The sequence below is a fragment of the Paraburkholderia hiiakae genome, from assembly GCF_904848665.1.
In the GTDB taxonomy this organism is placed as follows: Bacteria; Pseudomonadota; Gammaproteobacteria; order Burkholderiales; family Burkholderiaceae; genus Paraburkholderia; species Paraburkholderia hiiakae.
In genome coordinates this window covers 81,033-94,171 of record NZ_CAJHCQ010000014.1, presented here as the reverse complement: position 1 = coordinate 94,171, position 13,139 = coordinate 81,033, and the positions used below count along the sequence as shown (strand labels likewise).

At 63.0% G+C, this 13,139-nt stretch carries 12 protein-coding genes; all 12 read left to right on the top strand.

Annotation, left to right across the window (positions count from 1 at the left end; all coding sequences use genetic code 11):
• The first annotated feature begins 75 nt into the window (after positions 1–75).
• The 12 genes from JMY28_RS24750 (at position 76) to JMY28_RS24695 (ending at position 13,130) form a co-directional block, all read left to right on the top strand.
• Positions 76–843: a type IV secretion system protein gene (locus tag JMY28_RS24750; protein WP_236597024.1), complete on the top strand. Its 768-nt coding sequence runs from the start codon at positions 76–78 to the stop codon at positions 841–843.
• Between the two features lie 14 nt (positions 844–857).
• Entirely contained in the window at positions 858–1,790 is a 933-nt protein-coding gene (locus JMY28_RS24745; RefSeq protein ID WP_201698522.1) for a type IV secretion system protein, read from the top strand.
• Complete coding sequence (locus JMY28_RS24740; RefSeq protein ID WP_236597023.1) at positions 1,783–2,172, top strand: hypothetical protein; 390 nt, start codon at positions 1,783–1,785, stop codon at positions 2,170–2,172. Before JMY28_RS24745 ends, JMY28_RS24740 begins: the two co-directional genes overlap by 8 nt.
• Positions 2,173–2,357: 185 nt before the next feature.
• Positions 2,358–3,260 carry a virB8 family protein gene (locus JMY28_RS24735; protein ID WP_201698521.1) on the top strand — a complete coding sequence of 301 codons (903 nt, stop codon included), beginning with the start codon at positions 2,358–2,360 and terminating at the stop codon, positions 3,258–3,260.
• Complete coding sequence (locus JMY28_RS24730) at positions 3,257–4,093, top strand: TrbG/VirB9 family P-type conjugative transfer protein (RefSeq protein ID WP_201698520.1); 837 nt, start codon at positions 3,257–3,259, stop codon at positions 4,091–4,093. Before JMY28_RS24735 ends, JMY28_RS24730 begins: the two co-directional genes overlap by 4 nt.
• Positions 4,094–4,229: 136 nt before the next feature.
• Positions 4,230–5,294 (top strand): type IV secretion system protein VirB10, encoded by a 1,065-nt coding sequence (gene virB10, locus JMY28_RS24725; protein ID WP_236597022.1) that lies wholly within the window; start codon positions 4,230–4,232, stop codon positions 5,292–5,294.
• A gap of 21 nt (positions 5,295–5,315) precedes the next feature.
• Entirely contained in the window at positions 5,316–6,467 is a 1,152-nt protein-coding gene (locus JMY28_RS24720; RefSeq protein WP_201698518.1) for an ATPase, T2SS/T4P/T4SS family, read from the top strand.
• Between the two features lie 97 nt (positions 6,468–6,564).
• A complete protein-coding gene (locus tag JMY28_RS24715; protein WP_201698517.1) occupies positions 6,565–8,886 on the top strand; it encodes a type IV secretory system conjugative DNA transfer family protein in 2,322 nt (773 codons plus the stop codon).
• A complete protein-coding gene (locus JMY28_RS24710; RefSeq protein ID WP_201698516.1) occupies positions 8,879–11,497 on the top strand; it encodes a DUF5710 domain-containing protein in 2,619 nt (872 codons plus the stop codon). Before JMY28_RS24715 ends, JMY28_RS24710 begins: the two co-directional genes overlap by 8 nt.
• 35 nt (positions 11,498–11,532) lie before the next feature.
• On the top strand, positions 11,533–12,267 hold the full coding sequence (gene stbB, locus JMY28_RS24705; RefSeq protein WP_236597021.1) for a StbB family protein: 735 nt from the start codon (positions 11,533–11,535) through the stop codon (positions 12,265–12,267).
• Positions 12,264–12,755: a hypothetical protein gene (locus JMY28_RS24700; protein WP_133189209.1), complete on the top strand. Its 492-nt coding sequence runs from the start codon at positions 12,264–12,266 to the stop codon at positions 12,753–12,755. Before stbB ends, JMY28_RS24700 begins: the two co-directional genes overlap by 4 nt.
• Before the next feature lie 39 nt (positions 12,756–12,794).
• A complete protein-coding gene (locus JMY28_RS24695; RefSeq protein ID WP_236597020.1) occupies positions 12,795–13,130 on the top strand; it encodes a killer protein in 336 nt (111 codons plus the stop codon).
• Positions 13,131–13,139: the final 9 nt, after the last annotated feature.

Sequence of the window (13,139 nt, the reverse complement as noted above, 5' to 3'; positions counted from 1 at the left end):
TCGGCGATCGAGCCAGCGACGCGCGAACAGCTCAAGGAGCGGGCGGACGAGCACGACGGGCGCTGGCACCGGAGAGTGGGCGCCGAGCGCGTTTTGCTTGTGGTTTGCTCGACTGGCTGCGCTGGACTGGCCGCCGCCGCATTGTATTGCGATGGTTTGCCGACAACAGCAGTCCAGCTTGGGAGCATGACGATGAAAATCATTCGCAATTTGACGGGCACCGCATTGATCGCGGCCACGTTCTCGATGCAGGCGGCGCACGCGCAGGGTGTCCCGGTGATCGACCTGCAGGCGATCGCGCAGGCGATCTCGACCGTCAAGCAGTTGGAGCAGCAATACAGCCTGCTCTCGGACCAGTACCAGTCGACAATCGGCAATCGCGGTCTCGGAAACATCTTCAATGACCCGTCGCTGCGCAACTACCTGCCGGATCAGTGGCAGTCGGTCTACGACGAAGTGAAGAGCGGGCAGTTGAACGGAATCAGCGGCCTCGCCAGCAGTATCGAGAGCCAGGAGGGGATGACTGCGTACACGCCCGGGCAGCAACGTCTGAACGATACTCTGGCCGCCAACAAGGCAATGGCGATGCGCTCGTATCAGGCGTCGATCGACCGGCTGACGAACATCCAGCAGCTGATGCAGCAGTCGAACCTCACGCAGGATCCGGCGGCGAAGGCCGATTTGCAAAACCGGTGGGCGGCAGAGAACTCGTCGATCAACGCGGAAAAGATGCGCCTCGATCTCGCGGCGCGACTTCAGGATGCGGAGAAGGATTTCGCGCAACAGGCCGCCCATAGCGACATGCAGCAACGGCTGAACGGCGACGACAACGCCGACCAATAACGCGGAGTGCGACCATGCAACTGCAGATCTTTACCGAAATGTTCAACTCGTTCGACCAGAACGTGCTGAACACGATTAATACCGGCTCGGCCCGGATGATCTCACTGATCAGTCCGCTGGTCGCTGCCTGCTTTAGTCTCTACGTCCTGCTCGTACTCGTGTCGTACTGGCGTGGCCACAACGACAGCCCGATATCCGACTTCCTGCTGAAGATGGCAGGGTGGGCGGCTGTGCTCACGCTCGGGATGAATATCAGCTACTACAGCGAGTACGTGGTGCCATTCTTCAATGGCCTCGGGGACGATCTGAGTAGTGCCTTGATGGGTGGCAACAGTCTGAGTAGTGGGCTCGATACGTTGTTGAATCTCTACATATCCGCTATCAAGAGCATGTACAACGGATTAGGCGTTACTGATGTTGGTCTGTTCGTCGAGGTTTCAGTGCTCGCACTCTGCATCCTCCTAGTCGGCGTGCCATTTCTTGCTATTGCGGCGGCCTACATCATCCTTGCGAAGTTCGCACTTGGATTGCTGCTTGCGCTCGGGCCCGCGTTCATCGTTGCGGCGCTGTTTCCCCCGACACGGCAATTTTTCCAAAACTGGGTTGGGCAATGCCTGAACTATGGTCTGCTCGTTGCGTTGTTCGGTGCGGTGGGTGCAATCGAGGTGAGCTTTATGACCTCGGTGCTGCCGAAGAGCTTCAGTGTCAGCGACGTCATGCTGACCTACACCATTGAAGGAAAGATTATCGCTGCAGGGCTGGTGTTCATCGTCGTGTCGCTGAGCATGCCGTCACTTGCATCGCAATTGGCAGGTGGCGTAGGTATCTCATCGATGGTCGGTAAGATCGGCAACGCGGCCAGTGGAGCCATGAGGGCGATGAAGCTGATGGGTGGTTCCGGAGGTGGCGCATCGTCAGCGTCCACTAACTCGATCGGCCGTGCTTGATCTTGACTACTACCAGGAGGAATCGATGAGGGCCATCCGGTTTATGACTGCGGCAGTTGTGGTCATTGTGTCATTGACACAATTCGGTTGCGGTAAGCATGACGGCAACGAATTCGTGGGCACATGGAAACGCGTCAGCCAGAACGGCTGGTTCGAAGTGAACATTGCCCGGAATGGTGATGGAGACGACTTCTACGTTTCACACAAGGTTCCCAATCTCGGTGCCGACGGCGAAGCGGATAAATGGAAAATCGTGCGAGAGCCAGCCGTAGCGCAGGACGGAAAGATGGTTGTAAGTGGTGGGGTTCCGTACGTCATCACGATCGACAAGGCAACTGGACATCTTGTTGTTCCCGGAGCCGAGTTTGAACGCTCGAAGTAAATGATGGGCCGTCCGTCGGAGCAGCCAGCGACGGCGGACAATGCACCCCGATCGGAGATTGACGTGAAATTTATCGTCGTGCTTTGCAGCGCCGCGCTCCTTGCTGCGTGCTCGTCGACACCAAAGCCGACGCAACCGGAGGGGCCGTGGATGCCCGTCAACCATGCGACACAGGGGAGTGGGCCATGAAATGGATGCCATGCAAGCCGGCGCGGGCGCAGCCTGAGCCAGTCGCCGTTGCCGTCGACGGCAATTGCGCGGCCGCGCTGCAGCACATTGCGGCGAAACTCGCCGACGCCGATCCGCGCGAGATGGCGCGGATGTATTTCAGGGAAGCCCTCTCGTTCGAGAAGTCCCGGCAGCAGCTGCAGGAAAACATGACGAAGATTGCATGGCGTGTTGCGGGCGGGGCCATGTTCGTCGCACTTATCTCAATTCTTGGCTCATCGGCTTTAGTAGAACTAAAGAGACCGTCACCACCCGTGATTATTAAGGACAACACCGCGACCGGCGACGTGCAGGTGATTGATGTCGCGCACAGCGGATCCGTGACGTTCGGTGAACTCGAGGTGCGGGCAGCACTGCGCACGTATGTCAAGCTGCGCGAGAAGTACGACTGGTACACGATCCAGGATGCGTACGACACCGTGACGCTGATGAACTCGCCACGCGAGCAGGCGTTGTACGCGGCGCTCTACAACCGCAAGAACTCGCCGCAAAACGTGCTCACAGACAAATATCGTGTGATCGTGCGCCCAGGTGCGATTACGTTCGTTGGATCCACCGCACAGGTGTTCTTCTCGAAGACGATGCTTTCGCTGCCGTCGCTGGGCGGCTCGACGCCACCGCCGCCTAAAACCGAATACTGGGTCGCGACGATCACCTACGAGATAGGCGATCTGCCGACCCGCAGCGACGAACAGGAGCTCAATCCAACGGGCTTTCGTGTCACCAGCTACTCGGTCGACCGCGACTGGACGCGCAGCACCGCAGACGGCGCGACACCGATGCCGTCCGCGGCCACATCGTCCCAGTCGGCACCGTCAAGTATGTCCTTGAGCGCACCGGCCGGAGGGGCCAACCCATGACCATCCGGTTCCCGAAAGCGCTTACTGCAGCGTCGATCGCTGCCGCGCTATTCGGCATGTCGCTACGGGCTGTCGCCGAAGTCGTGCCCGGTGCGTGCGGCAGTGACCGGCACATTGCGTGCGCCGTGTATGACCCGAATGAGACGTACCGGATCGCCTATCGCCCGGGCGAGGCGACTGTCCTCGTCTTCGAGAAAGGCGAAAAAATCGACGGCGGCGGCATGGGCGACGGTAAGGCATGGACGGCTGGCCCGGCCGGCAACGGCTTCTTCTTCAAGCCGAAGGCACCGCAGGCGGCCACCAACCTGATTCTGCTCACGAACAGACGTCGCTATGTGCTCAAGCTGGTCCCGGTCAGGAGGCACGAGGAAGCAGTCTGGTCGCTGACCTTCGATTATCCGGACACGCGTGCAAAGGCGTCGGCGGCCGCCGCGGTGCGCTCGGCCGAAGCGCGGGCACTGCTGGCGCAGACCGTCAGCACGCCTGGCGTGGGTAACTTCAATTACGAGATGCATGGTGACACGACACTCGCGCCAACGGCGTTGTGGGATGACGGCCGCTTTACCTACTTCGAGTTCAGTACGAGCCGCGACCTGCCGCAGATCTATCGCGTGTACGGGGACGGCAAGGAAGCGCTCGTCAATCCTGATGACGTGCGCGGCCCCGTGCTCGTGGTGCACGACACGGCGCAGCGCTTCAACCTGCGCCTGGGGGACGCCGTACTCGGCATTCGCAACAATGCATACCGGCCAGACGGCCAGCTGAACCCGACAGGCACGACGATTCCGGGCACGGTGCGTCTCGTGAAGCAAAGGGAGGCGGGCGGTGAGTGACGATATCAATCTGAACGGTCCGAACCTGGCGAACCCGACACCGGTCGAGCCCGCCGGCATAGGCGAGCGCGGGGTGCCGGGTGTTGGCCGCACGAAGCGCCAGAGCCCGTTCCGGATGCTACCGATCGTCATTGGGATGGTGCTGATCCTGCTGTTCGGCGCGATCGCAGTGGGTGTCGCGATCAAGCGGTGGTCGGCGCAGCATCACGCCGAGTCCGAGGCGGCAAGGGCGGAAGCGGCAAAGGACAAGCCGTCAGATGACCGGCACGACTTTGCGCGCGACAAGGCAAAGATCGAGAAGCAGCGGGCAGAGGAAGCGGCGATGGCGTCGGAAGCGGCCGCGGCTAGCGCGGCGCTTGCTACACCTGCGCATGCGAACGCAGCCAGTGCGGCGAATGGAAACGGCGCTGCTGCAGCGACGGCGGCCAGCGCGGTGGAGACGCCGGCACAACGCAAGCTCGATGGCGACGTGCTGCTCACCGTCAAGGATGAGAAGACGCCCGACGCGGCAGCCCCTGATGGCACGCCCGGGTTGACCAATTCGCATGCCGGATTTGCGAAGGATGGACTGGACAGCAAGTTGCAGCCATCGAAGCTGGAAACGGTGAAGGCGGAACTGATGCCGTCGCGTGACTACCTGCTGATCGCGGGCACCACGATCCCGTGCGTGCAGGGTGCGGAGATCGTGACCGACTACCCGGGCATGACCACCTGCCACGTGGCGAAAGACGTGTACTCGGCGAACGGCAAGGTGCTGCTGGTCGAGCGTGGCTCCGAGGTCGTGGGCGAGCAGCGGCAGGCGCTGATGCAGGGTCAGGCGCGGATCTTCGTGATCTGGACGCGGCTGACGACGCCTGACGGCGTAAAGGTGCAACTCGATTCGCCTGCGGCCGATGCGCTCGGCGGCAGTGGCCTGCCGGCCTACGTCGACAACCACTTCTGGACGCGGTTTGGCGGCGCCATGATGGTCAGCCTGATCAGCGATGCCGGTCAGGCGCTGTCGACACTGGCCGCGAACTCGGGCAGTAGCGGGATCCAGTTTAACAACACCACGAATGCCGGTGGTGAGGTAGCGGCCGAAGCGCTGCGCAACACCATCAACGTGCCGCCGACCGCGTATTCGCAGTACGGGTCGATGACGACAATCTTCGTTGCGCGCGATGTGGACTTCTCCGACGTGTACGAACTGGTGACGCGTTGACTCAGTTAATTCGGGATGCTTATGAATATGCAATACGACGACAGTCTTACGGTACGCAGTCACCTCAAGACACTCGGCATCGCCGCAATGCTGGCGATGCCCGGCGTCACCGAGTTTGCGATTAACCGTCCTTATGAAGGCTGGACCGAAACGCGCGACGGCTGGCAGCGCCATGATCTTCCGAATGCGTCGCTGGAAATGCTGAACCAGTTCGCACCGGCGCTGGCCATCTACAACAAGGCGAAGCCGCCGCTTTCGGCGGCCGAACCGGAAAAGCCGGTGCGCCTGCCCGACGGGGAGCGCGGCCAGATTGTGATTCCACCGGCGTGCGAGCCGGGCACTGTGTCGCTGACGATTCGCGTACCGAATTCAACGCGCCTTTCGGTACAGCAGTGGTCGGACGCCGGGCGGTTCGCCACGTTCCGTGATGTGGTCCGGGATGAACCCGGCGGTAGTGGCGCAATGACGAACGGCGAGATCGACGCTGCGGCGGCACGGGCAGGCTCAGAGGGTATGGACGTCAGTCGTGCCACTGCGGTATTCAATCCGTCCCGGGCGCTGGGTGCCTATGGCCTGGCGCGCTTTCAGCATGAGATGCTCGACGCGCTCGCGCAGCGCGATGTCGTGCGGTTTCTGAAGCTGGCCATACTGAACCGGATGAACATCGTGCTCGTGGGCGGCACGGGCTCCGGCAAGACCACGCTGATGAAGGCGCTGGCCGACCTGATCCCGATCATTCCGCGCGAGGCGCGTCTGGCGACGATCGAGGATACCCACGAGCTGCCGTTGCCACTGCATCGAAATCACGTTCACCTCTTCTACAGCGAGGCGATTCCGGCGCGACGTCTGGTGAAGGCGACGTTGCGCATGAAGTTCGATCGCGTGCTGCTTGCGGAGTTGCGCGGCGACGAAACCTGGGACTACCTGACGCTGCTCAACACCGGGCACCAGGGCGGGTTGACGACGGTGCACGCAAACGACTCGGTCGCGACGCTCACGCGCATCGCCACGCTGGTCAAGCAAAGCCCGGTCGGCCAGACGCTCCCGTTTGATTACCTGATGCGCGAGATCCGCACGACGGTCGACGTGGTGCTGTTCATGGAGAACCGCGATCTGACGGAAATCTGGTTCGATCCGGCGACGAAAAACAGGCTGCTGCGAGGTGATGCATGAGAGCGCGACCGAACGATTCCGCCATTGGTGACAGTGGCGGGCAAACCGGCCCGGAACCCCAGGAGCGGCAGACGCAGGCGGCAGTGGGAGCGTCAGCATGAAAGCCCGTCTCCTTGTTGGCGGCTTGCCTGGCATTGTGTCCGGCGCAGTCGTGTTCGCCGCCGGCCGTCTGCTTCATCTCGACGCGATCAGCGATCCTGTCGAAATGGGGGCCGTGATTGCTCTCGTCGTCGTGACGTGCGCGTTGTGGGGCGTGTGTGCGAGCGCCGTGCTGATAAAAACCGCGACGCTTGCCGACCGGATCATCGCGGCCGGTCTGCTTGCGCTGGTGGTTCTGATCGGTCTCGCTGCCACCGGCCAGTACGTTGGCGCGATGCTGTTTGCGAAGCTGGAAAAGCTGCCGGACTCCGCAATCGGGCTGTGGACGCTGCACGACTACTGGCGCGCCTTTGGCGATGTGAAGGCGGTGAAACGCTCGCTGCAGATGGCGACAGCGGCATCGGTCATCGTGCCACTTGTACCGGTAGTGGCGATCGTCGCGGCGCTGGTCATGAAGCCGAAGCGCGAACTGCACGGCGATGCCCGCTTCGCCTACAGCTACGAGGTTCGGCGGTACGGCCTGCTCGATGAGGCCAACGGGCGCGGGCGAAACAGGGGCGGCCGCAAGGGCGATCACCGCGACCCGTCGATCATCGTCGGGCGGTACAAGGGCAAGTACCTGACTTTCCGCGGAACGGAGTTCGTGATGGTTGCTGCGCGAACGCGTTCACGCAAAGGTGCAGCCATTGTGATCCCGAATCTGCTCACCTTTCCGGATTCGGTGGTCGTACTCGATGTGAAGGGAGAGAACTACGACCTGACGTCGCGTTACCGGCAGGCCTGCGGCCAGCAGGTGTTTCGCTGGGCGCCATTTGATCAGACTGGCTACACGCACCGCTGGAATCCGCTTTTCAGGATTGCGAAGAGTCCATCCTTCGTGCGGGTCGGTCGGCTGCAGGCGATCGCAGCGCGCCTGTATCACACGACCGACGGTCGCAACAAGTTCTTCTATGAGCAGGCGAGTGACCTGTTCATGGGCCTCGCGCTCTACCTGATGGAGATGACGGGTGACTGTACGTTCGGACAGGTGTTGCGGCTCGCGACCACGCCCGACAGGAAAGTGCGTGAGCACCTGTCGGACCTGATGCAGCACGAACCGCAGAAGGGGGTGCCGCTGTCGGGCGACTGCCTGGGCGCGCTCTCGCGCGTGCTGGCCTCGCCCGACGAGACGATGCTGAACATTGTTGCGACGTTTAACGCCGGTCTGCGCCTGTTCAGCAACCCGATCGTCGACCAGGCGACGAGCGCATGCGACTTCGAGCTCGACCGCGTGCGGCGCGAGCTGATGTCGATCTACATTGTGCTGCCGGTGCGTGAGCTTGCCGTCGCGAGCCTGCTCGGCAACGTGTTCTACACGCAGTGGATCGAGGACAACCTCGACGTGCTGCCGGGCGACGATCCGACCATCAAATATCAGTGTCTTGGCGTGGGGGACGAATTTACCGCGCTCGGTCGCATCGCGGTCCTCGACAAGGGCAACGCGTTCATCGCGGGCTACTGGATTCGCCTGCTTACGATCCTGCAGTCGAAGGCGCAGCTGGAGCCGAACGATCTGTACGGGCCGGCCGGGGCGCGCACGCTGATCACCAACCACGCAGTGCTGGTGGCGTATGCGCCTGGCAACCAGCAGGATGCAAAGGAACTGTCCGAGACGCTGGGCACGTTCACCGAAAAGGCAACCTCGAAAAGCCGTAATCACGGCCGTAATACCTCGACCGGCACGAACACGTCGGATCAGGGCCGCGCGTTGATGCTCGATCAGGAACTGAAGCGCATGGAGCAGGACCAGGAAATCGTGCTTGGCTTCCAGCGTCCGATCCTGTGCGAGAAGGCGACCTATTACGAGGATGACCTGTTTATCGACCGCATGCGCTCGGTCAGTCCGATGCTCGGTGCAATCAACAAGCGCCTGCCCAACGAAGACGAAATCAAGGCGGCCTGGCGTGCCGGTGAGCTGCGCGCGACCGGCATCCCGACGCACAACCCGGAGACGTATCACGCGGCGCTGTCCGCGAGGGCAGCTGGCGAGATCCGTCTTGCACGTCAGGCCGGTGCAAAGCCGTTGACCGCGGCCGAGCTTCTCGTGCTCGACCAGCGCACACCCGGGCCGCTCGCGACCGGCATGGCGCTCGCAGGCTTCGAGGCTGACCTGGGCGAGCTCGGTGTCGTGATGCGTGAGGACGTGCACGAAATGCTCGCGGGCCTCCGCATCGATTTCAACGTGGCAGGCGGGGATGACGCCGTCCAGGACCGCATTGAACCGGCGCTCGCGTCTGTCGCGCCGGCGGACAACGAAGCACAGGAGGTATCAAATGGCTGACCCGAAAAGGCCAAAAGGCAAACGGACGTATCTGGACGTCCCGTTCAGGGAGAAGGACGCGGCGCACGATCTGGGCGCCAGGTTCGACCGGCGATCGAAAAAATGGTACGTGCCGGGTGGCACTGACGTTGGGCCGTTTGCGCGGTGGATTCCTGCGCATGAGCCGCAGACAGCGCAGGACGCCCGGCAGGCACGCCAACCAGTGCGCGGGCAGCCGCAGACGCTGTTCGGCAGTGAAGCCGACATCGAGCGGGAAGCCGTACGGCTGAGCGAACTGATGGGTCAACCGCTCGATGAGTCCCGCGCCTTCGTGCGGGACTCCCTTCAGGCCGCCGCGGAAAAGGCGGGGCTGGAGGCACGGGACCGGTTGCGCGCGCAGGGTGCCTCTGCGTTCGAGATGATTGACGGAGTGCGGGAAGCCGGTGTCCACGCGCGGCACCAGTATTTCGCCGACCGGCAGCATCTGTATTTACAGGGCGTACGTGTTGGCCAGCAGGCTGCACTGCCGAAGCTCGACGACGCGGCGCTCGGCCGGCGCTTTCGCGAAATGATCCAGTCGATTACGACGGCGGTCACGCTGCGTGGCAACGAGGTCAACCATACGCTGGCGCTTGAGCAGCGGCTGGAGTCGATCCATCGTGAAGCGTGGCGCATGTCCGGCAACGCTGTTGATGGCGAGCGCGCGATTGGCGAGCAGATCCGCAACCGCACGGGTTTTGCGGCCGAGACCCTGCCACTACGGGCAGCCGCAGCGCTGGCCAAACTTCGCGATGAAGCGGGCTTGAGTCCGATGGAAATCGACGAGCGCACGCCTGCGCGCGACGTGACGGATTCCGACCCGGTGGACGACGCGCCTCAGGTTGACGGGGCAAGCGTCGCGCCGCAACAGCGGCATCGCCATCGCGAGCCAGAGCGCGATGACGGCATTGCCACCTTCGCGGACATGGCGGAAGCGTTTGACCCCGTGGAGGCCATGCCTGCGACCGGTCGTGAGCACGAGGACAGAACTGACTGGCCGATGGTGGCGAAAGACCTGGCCGACTTTCGCGAGCTGACGGGGCGTATCAGCGAGGAGTTCGCGAAAGGCAGGACCGCGCCTGAAGTTGCCGCCGCGCTCGATCAGGAGCTTGAGTTTCTGTCGACGGCCGCCCGCGAGCCGTTCGTGACCCACGTGCGTGAAGCACTCGAGAGGCCGGTCGATGCATCTCCGGTGCAATCCCCGGCGCCGCAGGCGCAACCGAAGGTCAAGATGGACGGCGATGCGGTGACCTTTGCCGACGTCGGCGATGCAGCGGCAATCGACGACGCAATGCGCCTGCGTGGCATCACGGGAAATGCCGTACCCGGCAACGAGGACGTCGCTCGCCCGACTGTCAACGCGGCGGCGGCTAACGAACCCGTCGTTCAGCCCGGCCGCGCAGCGAACGATACGTCGATGAACACACCAGCCGTGTCGGGCATGATCGACACGCAGATCCAGCGCACGCAGACGTCTGCGCAGAATGAAGCGGACGCAAGAAATCCGGCGAACGAACCGGAGCGTCCGGTGTTCGATTCCGTGTCGACGCAGGATCTGGAGCGCGTGCGCACCGTGCGCGACGGCGAGCGGGCGGCCGCCGAGCGGTTGCTGCGCGAACAGGGCAAGCCGATGCCAGGGCAGCACGCGGGCGACGCCCGTGCAGCGGCAGACGCGCACGAGGCTGGCGTTGCGCGTATCGCCGACAGCCGCGACAACCAGATCGGCGTCGACCCTGCCTCACGCAAGCCGGTCGTGACGAAATACGGCTACGACGTGCCCGCTCACGTCGCCTCGCGATACATGGTGAAGGATGGGCGGTTCTGGAAGCTCGAAGGCATGGAAGATAAGCCGGGCGTGCAGTCGGATCCGACCGCGACCACGCAGCCGCACTTCGAGGACGTGGGGGCACGCCTGAACTCCCGGCAGAACGATCGCGCAACGATTGCCGACATGGTGGCGGTGGCGAAGGCCAAGAACTGGGATTCGATCGTCGTGCGCGGCAGCGAAACGTTCCGCCGCAACGCGTGGATCGAAGCGTCCCTCGCGGGTGTGGATGTAAAGGGCTTCAAGCCGGCCGAAAGCGATGAGGCATTGCTCGAGGCCGCGAAGCGTGAACGTGCGGCGCTAACGATCAAGGCCGGAACGTCGCCCGCGCCGGATGTCGCGCAGAAGACGAACCCGGCGAAGGAGAATCCAGCGGGCGCGCCGTCAAACCCAAAACCGGAAGCGGCGGCCAGCGCAGCGCGTTTCTCGCCTGCAGAGGACATGGCGGCACCGCCCACGCCTGAAGCACCCAAAACCGTCGCGCAGTTGCGCGAAGTCCTTGAAAAGTCGCTTGAGCGGGCCCCCACGCGCATGCGTGCCGAGGTGATTCGCCGGTTCGATGCCCGCATGCAGGCGGGCACGGAGATCGAGGCCCGGATTGCACGCGGCGAACTGGGTCGTGACGCCGGCCCGGCCGAGATCGACAGGCGCGCGGCCGAGCTGCATGCGGCGTGGACGGCACCGAAGGCCGCGCCTGCCCAGGGCCCGTCGAACATCCCGCTATCCGCGCAAGCGCAGACAGGCGGCCTGGCACCGAAGGTGATGTAAGTGGCGGCACTCCAACTATTGATGAGGATTGCAAAATGAGTATGGCTATCGTGAACTGCTCGGGCAACGTCGGCAAGACTACCGTGACCCGCGAACTGCTCGCGCCAAGGCTGCCGTCCATGTTGGTGCGCCAGATTGAGTCAACCAATACGGATGACTCGGCCGGCCCGAAGGTCGAGGTGATGATTGCCGCGCGCTTTGACGAACTGCATGACGAGCTGATGCGCGGCCGTGATCTGCTGGTCGATATCGGTGCGTCGAACGTCGAGGAGTATCTCAACCGCCTCAATGGTGCCAAAGGGGCACAGGAGGATTACGCGTGCTTCGTTGTGCCGGTCGAACCGGAGAGCAAGCAGATGAAGGACTCCATGAAGACGATCAACATGCTCGCGGATCTCGACGTCGAGCCTGCGCGCATCCGTGTGCTGCTGAACAAGGTCGATCTGGTCAGGAGCGAGGACCGCGAGATAACGCTGCGCCGGCACTTCTGGGAACTGTTCGAACTGCATGAGAGGGAGCGGACTTTCGAACTTAATCAGGATGCGCTGATCCCAAAGAACGACGTGTTTACGCTTGCGGCGGCCGCCGGTCGTACGATCCACGATATTGCGACAGACGGGGTGGACTACAAGGTGCAGCTGATCGACGCTGCGAGTGCCTCGGAGAAGGACCGTCTTGTGAGGCTGGTTGGCCTCAAACGCAAGGCGCTGTCGATCGAGCCGTTGCTGGATCGGGCGTTTACCGCACTGATGGCAGGGGTAGATGCATGAACGAGCCGACGCCGCAGCCGGATCACGCCGGGCGAGCGTCTGAGCGCCTGGGCCAGGTGATCGCCACGATGCCGGCGTCGAACGAGCTGGCCGTGCTCGCGGAGATCCTGATCGAGCAGATGAAGGTCGTGGATGCACAACACCATGTTGTCGCGCTGATGGAGTCCACCGACCAGAAACTGACCGCGACGGTGCAGGCGCTGCGCGAGGAGAACACGCAACTGACGAAGCTGCTCACGCAATCGCGCCAGGCGTTCATCGGCGAGGTGGCCGCGAAGGCGGCTGACCAGGCGCGACGGGCGGCAACAGCGGATGTCGTGGACGAACTGGCGCGGCTGCGGGCTGCCGTTGAATCGCGTGGTCGCGTCGTACCCACGAATCCGGCAGTTGCAGCAACCGGTTCGCTCGTCGCCTTCATGGGCATTGCGTTCTGCGCGGGCGCCGCGCTCATCTGGGTCGTTGCCCGTCTGGCACACACGCTCACCTAGCCGAAAACCACCGCATCTCCTCGAGGGGAACGTTAGATCATGAACGCAATGAAACGACGGGCGATTGCGGCCGCGCTGTGCAGCGCGGCACTGGCCTGCGCGCTCGCCACGCCGTCGTCGCACGCCGCTGATAACCAGGATGCGTGTGGCGCGGTGCTCTGTCTTGCCGGCTTGATCATGGGTGGCAATGGCGGCAAGACGTGCGCCGAATACGAGACGGGCTACTTTTCCATCGTCCGCTTTCACCACGGTCACTTCGATGAGGGCGGCACGGCCAACGCGCGAGGCGATTTCCTGAACCAGTGCCAGTCGGCCGGGAGTGACGTGAAGGGGCCTGTCAATTCGCAATACGGGCGAACCCAGTACGGTCCCTGACTCTTGCAC